17 protein-coding genes are annotated in these 16,127 nt (G+C 42.1%); 8 read left to right on the top strand and 9 right to left on the bottom strand.

The window, feature by feature from the left end; genetic code table 11:
- Positions 1 to 49: 49 nt before the first annotated feature.
- Complete coding sequence (locus tag FXF70_RS15225) at positions 50 to 1,123, top strand: tetratricopeptide repeat-containing glycosyltransferase family 2 protein (protein WP_017366794.1); 1,074 nt, start codon at positions 50 to 52, stop codon at positions 1,121 to 1,123.
- A 178-nt stretch (positions 1,124 to 1,301) separates the two neighbouring features.
- Positions 1,302 to 2,693, top strand: a complete 1,392-nt coding sequence (bcaP, locus tag FXF70_RS15220; RefSeq protein WP_148780585.1) for a branched-chain amino acid transporter BcaP — start codon at positions 1,302 to 1,304, stop codon at positions 2,691 to 2,693.
- A gap of 36 nt (positions 2,694 to 2,729) precedes the next feature.
- Here the strand turns inward: bcaP and FXF70_RS15215 are convergent, their stop codons facing one another.
- Both FXF70_RS15215 and FXF70_RS15210 read right to left on the bottom strand, forming a co-directional pair.
- Positions 2,730 to 2,963 (bottom strand): hypothetical protein, encoded by a 234-nt coding sequence (locus FXF70_RS15215; protein WP_008344178.1) that lies wholly within the window; start codon positions 2,961 to 2,963, stop codon positions 2,730 to 2,732.
- A gap of 6 nt (positions 2,964 to 2,969) precedes the next feature.
- Entirely contained in the window at positions 2,970 to 3,227 is a 258-nt protein-coding gene (locus FXF70_RS15210) for a hypothetical protein (protein ID WP_008344180.1), read from the bottom strand.
- A 65-nt stretch (positions 3,228 to 3,292) separates the two neighbouring features.
- Here FXF70_RS15210 and FXF70_RS15205 point away from each other — a divergent pair, with 65 nt between their 5' ends.
- The gene (locus FXF70_RS15205; protein ID WP_148780583.1) at positions 3,293 to 3,772 is read left to right on the top strand and encodes an Hsp20/alpha crystallin family protein; all 480 of its coding nucleotides are present in this window, start codon (positions 3,293 to 3,295) and stop codon (positions 3,770 to 3,772) included.
- On the opposite strand, the gene FXF70_RS15200 is transcribed toward FXF70_RS15205, so the two are convergent.
- Positions 3,753 to 3,980 (bottom strand): hypothetical protein, encoded by a 228-nt coding sequence (locus tag FXF70_RS15200; protein WP_017360415.1) that lies wholly within the window; start codon positions 3,978 to 3,980, stop codon positions 3,753 to 3,755. The genes FXF70_RS15205 and FXF70_RS15200 overlap by 20 nt on opposite strands.
- Positions 3,981 to 4,071: 91 nt before the next feature.
- Between FXF70_RS15200 and FXF70_RS15195 the strand changes: the two genes are divergently transcribed.
- Positions 4,072 to 4,476 (top strand): hypothetical protein, encoded by a 405-nt coding sequence (locus tag FXF70_RS15195; RefSeq protein WP_148780581.1) that lies wholly within the window; start codon positions 4,072 to 4,074, stop codon positions 4,474 to 4,476.
- Here FXF70_RS15195 and FXF70_RS15190 read toward each other — a convergent pair.
- Positions 4,408 to 5,838: an SLC13 family permease gene (locus FXF70_RS15190; RefSeq protein ID WP_148780579.1), complete on the bottom strand. Its 1,431-nt coding sequence runs from the start codon at positions 5,836 to 5,838 to the stop codon at positions 4,408 to 4,410. The two genes, FXF70_RS15195 and FXF70_RS15190, sit on opposite strands and share 69 nt — an antisense overlap.
- A 232-nt stretch (positions 5,839 to 6,070) precedes the next feature.
- Here FXF70_RS15190 and pbp4 point away from each other — a divergent pair, with 232 nt between their 5' ends.
- Positions 6,071 to 8,110, top strand: a complete 2,040-nt coding sequence (pbp4, locus tag FXF70_RS15185; protein ID WP_148780577.1) for a penicillin-binding protein PBP4(5) — start codon at positions 6,071 to 6,073, stop codon at positions 8,108 to 8,110.
- A gap of 144 nt (positions 8,111 to 8,254) precedes the next feature.
- Positions 8,255 to 9,493: an MFS transporter gene (locus FXF70_RS15180; protein WP_017360419.1), complete on the top strand. Its 1,239-nt coding sequence runs from the start codon at positions 8,255 to 8,257 to the stop codon at positions 9,491 to 9,493.
- A 34-nt stretch (positions 9,494 to 9,527) separates the two neighbouring features.
- On the opposite strand, the gene FXF70_RS15175 is transcribed toward FXF70_RS15180, so the two are convergent.
- Genes FXF70_RS15175 through rfbF form a run of 5 tightly spaced genes read right to left on the bottom strand, consistent with a single transcriptional unit; the run spans position 9,528 to position 14,309 of the window.
- On the bottom strand, positions 9,528 to 10,457 hold the full coding sequence (locus FXF70_RS15175) for a putative nucleotide-diphospho-sugar transferase (RefSeq protein WP_148780575.1): 930 nt from the start codon (positions 10,455 to 10,457) through the stop codon (positions 9,528 to 9,530).
- A complete protein-coding gene (locus tag FXF70_RS15170; protein WP_017360421.1) occupies positions 10,458 to 11,648 on the bottom strand; it encodes a glycosyltransferase family 2 protein in 1,191 nt (396 codons plus the stop codon). It abuts the gene before it with no gap.
- Positions 11,645 to 12,556, bottom strand: a complete 912-nt coding sequence (locus FXF70_RS15165; RefSeq protein WP_148780573.1) for a putative nucleotide-diphospho-sugar transferase — start codon at positions 12,554 to 12,556, stop codon at positions 11,645 to 11,647. The genes FXF70_RS15170 and FXF70_RS15165 overlap by 4 nt, the downstream gene beginning before the upstream one ends.
- Positions 12,557 to 12,568: 12 nt before the next feature.
- Positions 12,569 to 13,540: a GDP-mannose 4,6-dehydratase gene (locus FXF70_RS15160; RefSeq protein ID WP_025092661.1), complete on the bottom strand. Its 972-nt coding sequence runs from the start codon at positions 13,538 to 13,540 to the stop codon at positions 12,569 to 12,571.
- 4 nt (positions 13,541 to 13,544) lie between these two features.
- Positions 13,545 to 14,309: a glucose-1-phosphate cytidylyltransferase gene (gene rfbF, locus FXF70_RS15155; protein ID WP_007496812.1), complete on the bottom strand. Its 765-nt coding sequence runs from the start codon at positions 14,307 to 14,309 to the stop codon at positions 13,545 to 13,547.
- A gap of 354 nt (positions 14,310 to 14,663) precedes the next feature.
- Here rfbF and FXF70_RS15150 point away from each other — a divergent pair, with 354 nt between their 5' ends.
- Complete coding sequence (locus FXF70_RS15150) at positions 14,664 to 14,813, top strand: DUF1540 domain-containing protein (RefSeq protein WP_008344201.1); 150 nt, start codon at positions 14,664 to 14,666, stop codon at positions 14,811 to 14,813.
- 200 nt (positions 14,814 to 15,013) lie between these two features.
- Complete coding sequence (locus FXF70_RS15145) at positions 15,014 to 16,093, top strand: DUF3900 domain-containing protein (protein ID WP_148780571.1); 1,080 nt, start codon at positions 15,014 to 15,016, stop codon at positions 16,091 to 16,093.
- Positions 16,094 to 16,127: the final 34 nt, after the last annotated feature.

Genomic DNA, 16,127 nt, shown 5'->3' with positions numbered 1-16,127 from the left:
AGAATGTTTCCTTTTGATGCTCGATACACTATGAAGAGGTGATCTAAAGATGATAACCATTAGTTTATGTATGATTGTGAAAAATGAAGAGGAGGTTTTGGCTGACTGCCTGTCTTCTGTTCAAGACATTGTAGATGAGATGATCATTGTTGATACAGGATCAACGGATCAAACAAAGGACATTGCTCACTCCTTTTCAGCAAAGGTGCTCGACTTTGAATGGGTCCAGCATTTTGCAAAAGCACGCAATTTCGCTTTTTCCCATGCGACTAAAGAGTATATCTTATGGCTGGATGCCGACGATGTCCTACTTGAAGAGGACCGGCAAAAACTGCTTCAGCTCAAACAGACGCTAGATCCCGCAGTAGATGCCGTCTCGATGTTTTACCACGTTGGATTTAGCGAGGACGGTCAGGTGAATTTTAAATATAGAAGAAATCGGCTCGTCAAGCGTGCCTTGAACTTTCAGTGGTATGGGGCCGTTCATGAATTCCTTCAAGTGTATGGCAACATTTTTCCCGCTGATATCGCCGTCACCCATCAAAAGCGTAAGAAAACAACCGCCGGAGAGCCCGGACGCAATCTGCGCATTTATGAAAACATGCTTGCAAAAGGCGAAGAGATGACACCTCGTGATCTCTTTTACTTCGCTAATGAATTACGAGATAACAAGCAGCATGTGAAGGCGATTCGCTTTTATCACAAATTTTTAGCCACAAAACAATGCTGGATTGAGGATGAAATTCGCACATGCCAAAATTTAGCTGACTGCTATTATGCAGTCGGATTTGAGGAAGCCGCCTTATCCTCCTTACTGCGATCCTTCTTATATGATCAGCCCCGTCCAGAATTTTGCTGCCGGATTGGGGATCATTTCAAAGCACAAAATAAACACAAAGCAGCGATCTATTGGTATGAGCAGGCACTGAAGGCACCTGAAATCGAAACAGCCTTTACACTGACACAATATAAAACATGGTATCCTCACCTTCAGCTTTGCTATTGTTATTATCAGCTCGGTGATTTGGCTCAAGCCAAAACCCATCATCTTGCATCCTCAGCCCATTACCCAACCCATCCGAGTGTGCTGTACAATGAAAAGATATTTGCTGAAGAAACGTAAATCTCCTGTTATCACATCCGCCTGTCAATGACGGCGGATGTCTTTTGATACACATTAGACTTTTGTGACATTTAACACTTTAGTGATTTAAAGCGTTTTTCAACCAATTGACTAAATTGTCATTTACGCATATACTAACATTCGTCTTACGAAAAGATTTATCCATTAGGAGGTCAACATGAGTTCTTTATTTAGAAAAAAGTCTCTCGATCAGCTCATGCTTGAAAGTCAAACGAAGCGGCTGAGCCGTTCTTTGAATACATTTGATTTAATCTTGCTTGGCATTGGCTGTGTGGTCGGGACTGGAATTTTTGTGATAACGGGGGTTGCGGCTGCGAAAGATGCGGGACCTGCGATTATTATATCTTTTATTTTGGCTGCGATCGCATGCGCACTTGCTGCTTTTTGCTACGCTGAATTTTCCTCGTCCATTCCAGTGTCAGGAAGTGTCTATACGTATTCTTACGCAACACTTGGAGAATTCCTCGCCTTTTTAATGGGCTGGGATTTAATGCTTGAATATGTTGTTGCGCTCTCTGCTGTGGCAAGCGGATGGTCATCCTATTTTCAATCACTGCTCAGTGGATTTGGTCTGCACATACCGAAGGCTTTATCGGCTGCACCCGGAGCCGCTGATGGGGCCATCTTCAACCTGCCAGGCGCACTCATTATTTTACTCATTACCTTTATTGTCTCAAGAGGCGTAAAAGAGAGCACGAAGCTGAATAACATCATTGTGCTCATCAAAATTGCCATTGTCCTCCTCTTTATCATTTCAGGCTTTGCTTACGTTAAACCTGAAAATTGGACACCTTTTATGCCGATGGGCTTCCATGGCGTGATCGCAGGAGCGGCCACTGTCTTTTTTGCTTACCTTGGATTTGATGCAATCGCTAATGCATCTGAAGAAGTCAAAAACCCGCAAAAAGCGATGCCAATCGGAATTATTGGCGCGCTCGGTGTTTGTACAATTTTATACATCGGGGTGTCCTTTGTCTTAACCGGCATGGTTCACTATACGAAACTGAATGTCAGTGACCCTGTCGCTTTTGCTTTACAAGTGGTTGGACTGAATAGTGTCGCTGGTATTATATCGGCAGGTGCTATTATTGGGATTACGACCGTGTTAATTGCACTTGTCTACGCTCAGGTTCGTTTAACCTTTGCCATGAGCCGAGATGGACTCATGCCAAAAATCTTTTCAAAGGTTCATCCAAAATCGAAGACACCGGTTGCCAACACTTGGCTGACAGGCGCTGTTGCGGCATGTATCGTTGGTTTCGTCAACTTATCAACACTTGCTAATTTAGTCAGCATCGGTACACTTGCGGCCTTTACGGTGATCTCGATCGCTGTGATCATACTCCGGAAAAAACATCCGAATATGAAAACAGCGTTTAAAGTACCCTTTGTTCCTGTTCTTCCCATCATTAGTGCGGTCATTTGTATGATCTTGGCTGCCACACTGAAATGGGAGACATGGCGAGCCTTCCTCATCTGGGTAGCCATTGGTGTCGTTGTGTATTTTACCTACGCAAGACGCAAAAGCCATCTGAATCAAACACAATAGAAAAGAGACACGGGGAATCCCGGTCTCTTTTTTTGTTTAAATCACACTGTTTTTCACTGAATTCGAGTCCACCATATCTGGATCGAGTACGCTTGAAATCGGAATGACAAGCGGTGAACAATCTCCATTGTCCTCACCAAAACCTTGGTTCAATTTCATCGAGAGAAAATAATCGATCTGCTGATAAGGCCCTAGCGTCAGTGATGCCCCCCGATCCATTGCATTGATTTTAAAAGCACCGACATTGACGACTGAGGGTGAGAATAACATCACACATCACTTCCTTGGAATAGGTTTAGCTGCTGGCGAAAAAGAGGCAGGTGAGTCCACTTGATCTCGATCATCTACATGGCTCTTTGTTCCGACAAAACCGCTGGCATCTCCAAAATTCTGTCCGTACCCCTGATTTTTTTTATCTGAGTTTTGCCACTCTGCTAACAAATTTTGTCCGACATTCACCGCCGACGCATTTTCAAAGGAATTAATTTTTAACATGAAAATATTAATATTGATATACGGAGTTGGTTGAACCACAGATAAACCTCCTTTTTATAGGTATATGCGAGCACCCATCAAGTATGTTAACAGGAGGTCTTCACATGGACTTCGAAAAAATGAAGCAGTGGATGGACATTGCCCAGCAAATGCATGGAGATGATTTTTGGAAAATGATATTTGATGATGAGCAAAGATCTCCCTTTATGGCAAATGGTCCGTCTCCCTTTACATTCTCGCAGCAAGATCAGCGAGGAACAGATGCATCGTTTCCACCAGTGGACATCGTGGAAACCGCTACTGAATTTCAGTACTTAATTTATTTGCCTGGCTACCGGAAAGAAGATGTTCAGGTGCTGTCATATGGTGAATATTTAGTTGTAAAAGGACAGCGTTTTTCCTTTTTTAACGAACAGGATTTTCGCCAAAAACAAGGAAAGTATGGTCCGTTTGAAAGAAAAATTCGGCTCCCAGATATGATTCTTGGTCAAATGAATGCGGTTTTTAAAGACGGCGTGCTATACATTCGCCTGCAAAAGGATGAAGGAAAAGCAACTGCGATTATCATAGATGACGAATATTGATACTGACTGCGTCTATTAGATCACGATCATCAATCGTTTCAATCGGCAAGATCGTGATCACGCCATCGGCATTTTGTTCACCAAAACCATTGTTTCTTTTGATCGTCGAGCAGTGATTTCGTACGATCGTTGAGCCGAATGTCATCGAGGACCCTGTACCAATCGTATTCGTCTTCATATGGGTAATCTGAATGCGTGTAGGCAGCATGCCCTTCTCCCCTTTCATGTATCTCTATAAGTATATACCGGGCAGCTTTTCCATAGACTAGAGCAAGGCGAAAGAAAAGGTTGTGGTCCACTTGAAACATTTCATTCAATCACTCTTAAAAAAAACCGAAGCCAGTCCATCCCCATCTGTCGTCGAGCTGGAAAAAAGACTCACCGCTCTTGAGCAGAAAATGTCTGCACCTGCTCCGCCTGTCTCGGAGGATACGCACATTCACATTGAATCACTGCATGTGGACAAAATTGACTACCATTTAGAGTTTGGTGAGCTTTCCATTGATCAGCTTCAAGGCAGACTCAACATTGGAGCCACCTATTACACGCCAAAGGATCCGCACCTCAAAAAGGCAGCTTCAGTACCGAAGCCAAAAGAAACAAAAACACCAAAAGTCTCCATTCGATCAAAGTCTTCATCTCAGCACGACCGGAAGCCAGAAATAAACCGCAAGCACAATCGCTACAATACTGATCACATTTAGCCAAAAGCCAGCCTTGACCATATCAGATATTTTCAGCACGTCTGCACTAAAGACAGCCGCATTTGGCGGTGTGGAAATTGGCAACATAAACGCACATGAGGAAGCTAACGCAGCCGCAGCCATTAAGCCGTACGGCTCCATGCCAATTGCAAGTCCAAGCCCTACTGTAATCGGAATAATCATGTTCGCAACTGCTGTATTAGACATAATTTCGGTCATAAATAAAATAGAAGCCGTTAAAATAATCAGCAGCATGAGGTAAGACAGCCCATTTAAATGCTGTAAATTTTCCCCGATCCATCCTGTTAGATTCGTTTCCGCAAATCCTGTAGCGAGCGAAAGCCCGCCTCCAAACAAAAGCAAAAGCCCCCATGGCAGCTGTTTCATATCCTGCCATTCTAGTATTCTCTCTCCATTTGTCGCTGGAATGAGAAATAACAGCATCGCCCCAAAGATTGCGATCGACGTATCCGAGACAGGAAGCCCGCCAAACAAAAAGATTTTAAAGATCCATAAAAAAGCCGTCATAAGAAAAATAGCAAAAACCCATTTTTCTTCTCGTTTCATTTTGCCTAAATCCTCTAAACCCTTCCGTATAAACGCTGCTCCCATTTCTCCTGTGTGCTCTACCTTGAACTGTATCTTGGTCAAATACAGAAATAAGAGAATGAGCAGAACAGCCGCCACCGGAAAACCAAACAAAAACCATTCAAAAAACATAATTTCTCGATCTAACAGCTTTTTTGACATCGCCGCAAAAACAGCATTTGGCACAGACCCAACGAGTGTCGCCAGTCCGCCAATAGAGGCTGAATAAGCGACCGATAATAGGATGCTTTTACTGAAGCGGTCAAGAGATGCACCAGACAAGATATCGTTCGCTTTCACCTCTTTAATCACAGCCAGTGCCACCGGCAGCATCATCAGTGCTGTGGCTGCATTTGAAATCCACATAGATAAAAAAGCCGTTGCTATCATAACCCCTAATACAATGCGGTCACTTCTTGTGCCAATGATGTTTAAAATATGTAAGGCCATTCTTCTATGTAAATTCCATTTTTCAATGGCAATGGCAATCATAAATCCGCCCATGTACATAAAAACAATCGGGTCTCCATAAGCTCTTGATGTTTGCTCCATCGATAGCCCGCCAAGTGTAGGCAAAAGGATGATGGGCAATAAAGAGGTCGCCGGTATAGGCAAAGCTTCTGTGACCCACCATGTCGCAGTCCATGCTGTGATGCCAAGTACCACTCTCGCTGCATAGGTCAATTCACTTTCTGGAATGAGCAAAAAAATAAGCAAAAAGAAGATCGGTCCAAGAACAAGTCCAGTTAGATTCACTTTTTTATAAACGATCACAATTCCTCCTCCATGAAAACGCTTTTAAAATTTTTCTAATTTTTCACATTCGATGATCACATAAAAAATCCTTTAAATCATAAGAAAAAATGAAGATATCCTTATGAAACAACTGTGTCTTGATTCATATTTCCACTTCATGTCTTGGTCTATCTTCATAGGAGAAACTATACAAATCATACACAGTAACTGTAAACTATAGAGGATCTAATCAAAAATTGAGGTGTTTTCATTGTATACAGATCAACGAAAATCATTTTGGAAACAGAAAAAAGTCATCATTCCCCTTCTTAGCATCATCGTGATTGCTGCTGCTCTCTTTTTCTTAAAAGATTCGCTTTTCTCAAAAGAAAAAGAGGCGCTTAAAGCCGCTGAATCCTTTACGAAATATCTGGAGAAAAAAGAATTCACGAAACTGGCAGATGAGGTCACAAGTGGCTCTCTGAAAGCCAGTGACTACTCTAAAAAACAACTTGCCGAAAAATACGATAAGATCTTTAGCGGCATTGGTGCAAGTGATCTAAACGTCTCAAACGTCAACGTAGAAAAACAGGACAAAGGAAATGGGTATCAATTCACCTATGAAGTCACGATGAAAACGTCACTTGGAAAACTGAATAAGCTCTCTTACAAGGGCGTTCTCTCCGAAGAGGATAACAAGTGGAAAGTAGACTGGAAACCAAATCTCATCTTCCCGCAAATGGAAAAGGGTGACACCATCAAAGTGACAACGGATCCTGCGGTACGCGGAAATATTGTAGATCGAAAAGGGCGCACGTTAGCCGAAACAACTGGTGGACACGCACTTGGTATCATCCCTGGAAAACTCGGGACAGGCACGGAAAAAGAAAGCAACATCAAAAAAATCAGCAGCGCTTTTGATATAGATGAAGAGCTGATTCAAAATCAGCTGAAACAAGCATGGGTTACAGATGACACATTTGTCCCGCTAAAGTCTATGTTAGAGCAAAAGCCGATTCCAAAAGACATAAATGGCGTCACCTATCAAACGAAGGAAATGCGCTACTATCCATATAACGAAGCCGCTGCTCACCTGACAGGCTATGTGGGAAAAGCAAATGCGGATGATATCAAAAGAAATCCAGCTTTAAAGGCGGACCAAATCATCGGCAAAACCGGCCTTGAATTCACATTTGACAAGAACTTAAGAGGACAAGATGGCGGAAGCATCCTCATTATCCATGATGAAACAGGTATTGAAGAAACATTGCAAAAAACAGACCGAAAAGACGGAAAAACAGTCAAGCTGACCATTGATGCATCTTTACAGAAAAAAGCCTATCAACAGCTGAAAGGTGAAAAAGGGGCTGTCACCATTATGAACCCATCATCAGGTGATTTATTAGCGCTTGTTAGCACCCCTTCTTACGATGTCAATTTAATGACCAACGGGATCACGCCTAAACAATATCAAGCATACAGTGAAAATCCTGATCTCCCATTCCAAGCTCGATATGCGAGCAGATATGCACCAGGATCTACATTCAAAACCATTACAGCAGCGATTGGACTGGAAACAGGTGTCACAAAGCCTAATAAAGTACGCACCATTCATGGACTGAAATGGCAGAAGGATCAATCTTGGGGAAATTATCGCATTACACGGGTACATGACAAAGAACAAGTCAATATGGTCGATGCCCTCGTGTACTCAGATAATATTTATTTTGGACAGGAAGCCCTTGAAATCGGCAAAGATACTTACGAGAAAAAAGTGAAAACATTTGGATTTGGTGATGATTTAAACATGCCGTTTACAATGAAACCGGCACAAGTGTCTAACGACGGAATCAAATCAGACATCTTACTTGCCGACTCAGCATACGGCCAAGGAGAATTACTCATGTCACCAATTGAACAAGTACATGCCTATTCTCCATTTGCAACAGGAGGAAAGCTTGTGTACCCTCGAGTCATTCAGGATGAAAAAACAGCATCACCAAAACAGATCATCAAAGAAGATACAGCAAATACGGTGAAGGACGCACTCACTCAAGTCGTCACCAATTCAAACGGAACCGCTCACTCGTTGCAAATAAAAGGGGCTGATATAGCCGCTAAAACGGGAACAGCGGAACTAAAGAGCAAACAAGGTGCGACAGACGGTACTGAAAATGGATTTTTACTTGCGTTTAATCCTAAAAAAGAAGATTACGTCCTCGTCGGCATGATTGAAGGTGTGAAAAACCGTGGAGGCAGTGGACTTGTCATTCAAAAAATGAAGCCTGTCATCGCTTCTTTCTATAAATAACCCTTTAGAGACACACGCTCCATCAAGCGCATGTGTCTCTTTTTTTCTAAATCATGACAATTTGCTATTGTTTTATAGTTCACCTTATGAATAAAATGAGGAGAATGAAAAAAGAAACAAGTTGAATGAAAGGAGGAAGTCTCATTGGCTATTGCTGCTCAAACAAAGGATAAACCTCAAAAAGCGGTCACCGGTTCAACGGTTTATCCTATTTTATTGATTATTGGTATTTGCCATATGCTCAACGACACATTGCAAGCCGTGATTCCTGCCATGTTCCCTATTTTAGAACGCTCAATGGGGCTGACCTTTACTCAATTAGGGCTAATCGCCTTTACATTAAATATGGTCTCCTCTGTCATGCAGCCTGCGATCGGGTGGTACACAGATAAACGGCCGATGCCCTATGCACTGCCTATCGCATTATTTTCAAGTGCTGTCGGCATTTTCGGCCTTGCGTTTGCGCCGTCATTTGCGACCATCCTGCTGTGCGTCGTCTTTATTGGACTCGGCTCTGCGATTTTCCATCCAGAAGGCTCACGGGTTGCCAACATGGCAGCTGGTCCTAGACGGGGTCTTGCTCAATCCATCTATCAAGTCGGTGGAAATACAGGTCAAGCCTTTGCTCCGCTAATCGCTGCATTCATGCTCGTCCCTCTCGGTCAGCCAGGTGTGGCTTGGTTTACGATTGTTGGAATGATTGCTGTCGGTTTCCTTCTTTATATTTCGAGATGGTACGCAAGAAAGCTTCAAACCATTCGAGCACAAGCGAAAAAAGCGCCTGCAAAAGCAGCAAGATCTGAACTTCACCGCAAGTCAGCGCTCACAGCACTTGGCATTATCGTCTTTCTTATTTTCGCGCGTTCTTGGTATGGAAATGCGATCTCGAATTTCTATGCGTTTTATGCGATTGAACAATATGGTCTGACGATTAAAGAATCACAAACTTATATTTTCTTATTTCTTATATTAGGTGCGATTGGGACATTTTTAGGCGGACCGCTTGCAGACCGTTTTGGCAAGAAAACCGTGATTTTAATTTCCTTATTGGCATCCTTTCCGCTTGCCCTACTTCTCCCATTTGCCGGACCGGTTGTTGCTTATGTTTTACTTGGACTTATTGGGATCATTCTGACTTCAAGCTTCTCTGTCACCGTAGTCTATGCCCAAGAACTATTTCCCGGGAAAATTGGCACAATGTCTGGTTTAACTGTTGGGCTTGCGTTTGGTATGGGAGCGATTGGGTCGGTTGCCCTCGGCTCATTAATTGATGCAGTCGGTTTAACGCCTACCATGATTGGTGTCGCCTTTTTACCGATATTAGGCATCCTAGCCTTTTTACTGCCAAGCGATCAGACCATAGCGAAATGGAATGAATCATAAAAGGTAAAAACCGCTCAATAAATGAGCGGTTTTTTCATATCTTATAAAAATGCGTGTCAGGAACATGCTTCTTTGCAATAAACCCCTGCTGAAAGTCTGGAAAGACCTTTTGCACCTGTTTAATTTTCAGATGAATCAAATCCGCATACGGAATATACAAATGATCCACAAGAGTGTGTTCTGTCATATAGTAATACCAATTCAGATTAAAGTTCTTTTCATCAATGATCGTAAAGGCAGAAAAATGATAGAACAGCAGTGGACATTCGTCGAGATACATATCTCCTTTCACAACGGAGAGCTTATAGTTTTCAATATTCCAAATTGCTGCATTGGCACCTTTAGATGCCACCACATAGACACCCTCAAAATCATCGACCCATCTTTCAACATACCGCTGATCACCATATGTCTTTTTTTCCGTATCCATTTCTACTGTACAATGCGCAATGCAGTTCTCTTTCCACTGCGTGACTGCCTGTTTGGCAATATCTGTGTTACGACAGCCTACAAACCCAGTATTAAAGCGGCCAGACAACTCGTAATAACGATAGAATCGCTTGGAATTCATATGATCTGTCAAAAATACATGAGCAAGTGGATTTTCTGCAAATATCGCCTCTGGATCATGATAAAAATACAAATCCGTATCCAAATGAGCGAGATAATCTGCATCAGAGGACTCAAGAATTTTGAGTAGAAACGCAGGCTTAAGCGTCCAGCAATACTCGTGGAACGTACGATCCGCCTTTGCTTTTCGCAGCGAATCATCTTCCACATCTTCAAGCTGTTCATATTGGACATGTGGATGAGGAAACTGACTTAACACCTTGTAAGCCAAAGGATCAGCACATAAGACAGAAAGTTTGTATGATTGAGCCGTCTGCTCAAGTGAATGAATCAGCGCCAGCAGCTTAAATACATGGGTATTGGACACAATGGTTGTGAAATGATAGGATGCCATCTACAACACATCCACTTGGAACAAGTCAACATGCAGCAGCTCTTTTGTGAGCCCTTGAATGGCTTCTACCAGCACCGTGCATCCATGTTCCTGCTTGGCAAGCTGGGCCGCCTCTGACAGCTTTTTCAAAGGGAAATGCTTTGCCGTCAGCACGTCCTTTTGATCACGTTTAATGCCCACATTCCGCTCTGTGATCATATGAAGTAGCTCCAAAAAATAAGCAAGCAGATCATCATATGCTGCATTCTTACGCAGCTGGCGAATGTCTTTCACGATATCATTTGTCACGGTATGAGAAAATGGTCCAGAGAAAGCCAGATGAACATCAATCGAATCAATATTGTTGTACTTCTCGCACATATACAAAATGTTATATTTGATGTCATCGAATGACGTTAAATTACTTGGATGTTCCTGATGCACACTTAAAATATCCTCACGCAGCTCAAATGAGAGGCCAAGCTGATGCAGACGAATGCCTAAATCATAATCCTCAAACCCGTATCGAACGATTTTTTCATCAAACATCCCTAGTTCCATAACATGCTTTCGCTTGACGGAAGAGTTATTTGTGATAAAAAATCGCCACGGCAATTGATAAGAACTTAAATCATAGTCGTACGTGTTTAAAATGTCTTTCAGAATATCAATAAATTCGGACTGCAAGTCGAAGCTTCTCTCTAGAAATGCGCCGTTTTTTATTTCCTCCATCGACACAAGAGACGTTTTGTCTTTCATTTTCCGCTGATATAGCCCTTGTTTTTTTAATCGTTTCACATGATCTTTATCAAAACCGGTGTAAAAATAACGGTAGATTCGCTTCCAGCATACACCGCAAATGACACGGTCCTCATGATCAGCATGTGCCTCTGCGTGCTTTTGAATAAATTGGGGCTCTGCCAACATATCGCTGTCATGGAATATTAAGAGGTCTCCCTCTGCCTCACGAATGGCATGATTGCGCCCCTTGGCAATTCCTTGATTGACAGGAATACGCACCTTTTTGAATGGAAAGTTCACCTCAATGTTTTCGAGCATTTCCATCGTGCCGTCCGTTGACCCATTATCAGCAACAATGACCTCAAATGGAATATCGGTTTCCTGAAGCGTTAAGGAAAAGAGGCTCCCTTCTAAACGCTCTTTCGCATTATAACTCGGAATAATGACGCTGACCTTCGGCTTTTCATTCATGCGCCATCCTCCTCCAGTTTGGCATAGCCGTTAAACATCGGATTGACTTGTTCTACCGATTCAATCACATGACGCAGCACTTCTCGATAGGCTTCTTGGAAAAATGGCAAGTCATCTCTTCCTTTTTCATGGATTTGCTGCATATCATCTTTGCTTAAGATCCGAAAACCACTGAAATGATAGCAAATGAGTGGGCTTCCATCCTCAAGCAAAATACGTCCATTCTCTTCCTGATAAGAATGCTGGCCATAATTCCAGTGACCAATATTCACACCCTTTGTTTGAATATCTTCTACTTTTTCAAACAGCATCGGCATATGATCCAAATACCCTTGATCGCCAAATTTCCCCTCTCCAGGCGCATTTTTGCATTCCTTTAGACATTCTTCTTTCCACCAGCTCAGGCACTTCCGGCCGGCTTCATCTCCTTTAAAATGCAGGAATCCTGAATTATAGCGCCCTAAAAGTTTCTGAAGCATTTTCACTTCCTCTCGATCAAAGCTTGGAATGACAATATCCCCTCTTGATAGAAGCACAGAGGCATCAGGCTGATTTTGAAAAATCACTTGTGGACGCTCATAAAAGAACAAATCCGCATCAAGATACGTCACTTCCTCCGCCTGGCCCTGCTTAAATAGCCACTCAATCCAAATCGGTTTTAATGTCCAGCAATATTCCGAATCATTTCGTTCCTTTTTGATCTCTAGAAGTTCCGGCGTTTCAAGATCACGTACATGAACAAGATCGACATGTGGGAAATTCATTTGATGAAGCAAATCAAATGCAGCATCATCCATACATAACGTCTTGATGACAGCATCATCTTCTACTTGCTTCAACGATAAGAAAAACGCAATGGCTTGATAAAGTCTTCCACTTGATAGAACCGTACAATATATGCTGTTCATCTGTATACACCTCTATTTTTGAAAGAATTCACGATACCATTCAATTGTCTTTTCTAACCCTTCATCAATGGAGTAATCAGGCTTCCAATCAAGCAGCTTTCTCGCCTTTTCTGCTGATAAATATTGATGCTTAATCTCATGCGTTCCTTGATTCAAAATACGAGGTTTTAGTTCACTGCCCATCGCCTTTAAGATTTTATCAACGAGCTCAAGCACGGTCAGCTGAATTTCATTACTAAAGTTAAATGCTTCTCCTGCAAGCCCTTTTTCCTCCATTTTTTCAGCTAGCAGTAAATAAGCCTTGACCGCATCTTCAATATAGAAATAATCACGGATAAAGGTTCCGTCACTTCTAATTTCTGGCGCCTTTCCCTCTAACACAAGCTGGATGGTTTGCGGAATGATCCGGTTAAAATTCAAATCCCCGCCTCCATATAAATTACCGCAGCGCGTAATACAAACCGGAAGACCATATGTGTTGTAGTACGTGTGAGAAATTAAATCTGCACAGCTTTTTGACACATCATATGGGTGCTTACCGTTAAGCGGCATGTCTTCATCATAAGGAAGCTGCTCTTGATCCCCGTATGCTTTATCACTCGATGCCACAATCACTCGTTTGATAAGCGGCTGCCTTCTGCATGCCTCCAGCACATTCCATGTTCCTAAAATATTGGCTTCAAATGTAGAGACTGGGTGACGATTTGCGACCCCAACAATCGCTTGGGCGGCCAAATGAAAGACTGTATCAATCTCATATTCTCCTAACGCACGTTCTATCGTTTGCATGTCCTCAAGTGCGCCTTGGACGACATTCATCTTTTCAAATTGACTGCCTTGATATAAGTTCGATCTTGGCACCTGATCACGTACAAGCCCTGTTACGTTTGCTCCTTGATCTATCAATTCCTTGACGAGGTAACTCCCTAACAATCCCGTACACCCGGTCACAAATACGTTTTTCCCATTCCAAAATCCGCTCATGCTGTCACCAAACCTTCCATGGTTGTTTTCCTTCAGTCCACATGCCGTTGATTTCTTTCAAGTTTTTATACGTATCAATTGCTGTCCAAAATCCGTGGTGCTCATAGACTGCTAGCTCTCCATCATTCGCCAAGTTCTGAAGAGGCTCTGCTTCGAACACACATTGATCATCATCTGTTAAATAATCAAAAACCTTTGGAGACAACACAAAAAATCCTCCATTGATCATCCCGATACTGTCTGTCTTCTCAGAGAAGGATTGTGCCATCCCGTTATACACCTTCAGCGTGCCGTACTGTGATTTCTTTTCAATTCCTGTGACAGTGGCAGCTGCTCCAAGCTCTTGATGGCGCTTGAGCAAATGAAACATATTGATATTGGCAAGTCCGTCACCGTACGTCATCATAAATGTCTCATCACCAATATAATCCTGTACCTGCTTTAGCCGCCCGCCTGTCATCGTATTCTCACCCGTATCTAAAAAGGTGATTTTCCAGTTCTCCGACTTCCCTAAAAGCTTCATTTCCCCTGTCGACATATCCAGCTGCATGCTGTGATGCCGCCAGTCGTAGTTGAGAAAATACTCTTTGATTTTCTCTCCTTTATATCCAAGCAATAAGATAAACTCGTCTACACCGTAATACTGATAGATTTTCATAATATGCCATAGAATAGGCCGATCTCCGATCATAGCAAGTGGTTTAGGAAGCGCTTGTGTGACCTCACTCATTCTCGTTCCCTTTCCTCCGCAGAGAATGACTGCTTTCATCTTCTCCCCTCATCTCTCTATGAAAATTTTTGATTGAAAACCCTATCTTCATGCGGAAAATCAGTACATGTACCCTTATACTTTGTCCGACATCAGGTTTTGAATCTACTCTATTCATATGTCGGAATAAGAGAGGGTGCCACCTAGCATTTAACTATTTTTACAAACAAAAAAGAGCGAGATTTGCATTCTCGCTCTTTCAAAGTTTAAATTGTATATTTTCAGGGTAGATGGTATGATAAACATGTGCATATACAGCACAAACAGCCTCTTTTGATAAAGAGACTACTAGATTGAATGAACTCAAGTGGCAGCTTGCTTCATTCTTAATATGAATCACGGAGGTGAATTCCCATGGCACAAAATGTACTTTGTGAAGTGAACTCTTGCCGTTTTTGGGCTGACAACAGCTGTACAGCCTCTACAATTAAAATTGGTAAAAGCACAATGACTGACGTGACTCGCAATGCTGAAACGGATTGCGAAACATTTGAAACAAAATAATACATGATTTTCTGAGATGAAGGAACTGGCAGGTTCCTTCTTTTCTTTTATCATTCTATCAAGAATGATAATTATTATCAAGCGTTTTTCACGAAACATTTCTCGGGAAATAATGACACGATATTTCTCCATTCGTTGACGATTTTCACTCCTTTTTCTATACTCAACATATCCAAAGAAGAAAAAGTGGTGACCAATCAGTGGATTTTACGATACGTTTCCTATCATTCTATGTGGTTGAAGTAGAAGGCAAAGAGGAACAAGCAAATAAACGGTTTAAACATTACCAAACATTAAACCAAGAAGAATTTGAACAAAGTGAGCTGAAGGACTTTCTAGACGGTGAGCTAAAAAAAATCGTCAAACGAAAAGTGGACAGACACCCTAAGTCTGAGCAAGTACCGACTAAAATCGGACGTTTCATTGTCGAACCCGGCCATGAACTCGATTCAAATCCAAACTACAATTTATTTCATCAGACGAGATTTGCAGATACAAAAGAAGTATTTAACGAATGCAGTGAACAATTTGTTCGCACCTATTTAGATACAAGTGCTGTTAGAGGCGGCGTGTTTTTGGTTGCATCTGCGGTTCCTAAAAAATATTTCGATGACTCTTTTGTCTTTATCATGAAATGCGATTTTGAACAGAAAGTCGCTTCTATTGCTGATACATCTACCTTGATCAAAAAAGTAGAAATGGCGATTACAACAAAAAACATGAAATCGATTCAATACCCGTTTATGCCAGAAGAAGGTATGACAGAGGAAGCTGAAGTGAAAATTCATCAATCCTCACACGCTCGTTATTTTGAAGACTTTCTAAAATTCGTCGAATACGGAGAATCGATGCCTGAAATCATGAAATCACAGGTCATGAATATGGTGCAGGAACATGTATTTGAAACATTTCAGGATGAAAGTGAAGAATTAAAACAATTTGAAGAGGACCTTGAAATATGGGAAGCAAGTGAAAAACGGGAGATTCGGGAAACACTCGATACAGAACAGGTCACGCTAGCAGCTTCTCATATTGTGGAACAAACCCCTGATATCACGATGAAGATGCGTCTAGGCGAAACAGAAATTAAAGGACTTTTAGCCGACTTCGGCCACTCGATTCATATCGCAAAGGTCAACAATCGATATGTCGTGCTCGTTGAAGCAGATCAAATTGTATTTGAAAAAGGAAGCACCCCTGTTGAATTCCATAAACCTAATGGCTTGAAAGAGGTCGTCAGCCAACTCACGCAAAAAGCCTATGATTCAGACTTAGAATAAGAGAATATGACTGCCTCCTGCGATCAGCTGCATG

It is taken from the genome of Bacillus sp. Y3 (genome assembly GCF_008123875.1).
Classification (GTDB): Bacteria; Bacillota; Bacilli; order Bacillales; family Bacillaceae; genus Bacillus; species Bacillus altitudinis.
The sequence above is the reverse complement of the archived record's forward strand: the minus strand, read 5'-3'. Positions and strand labels throughout refer to the sequence as shown.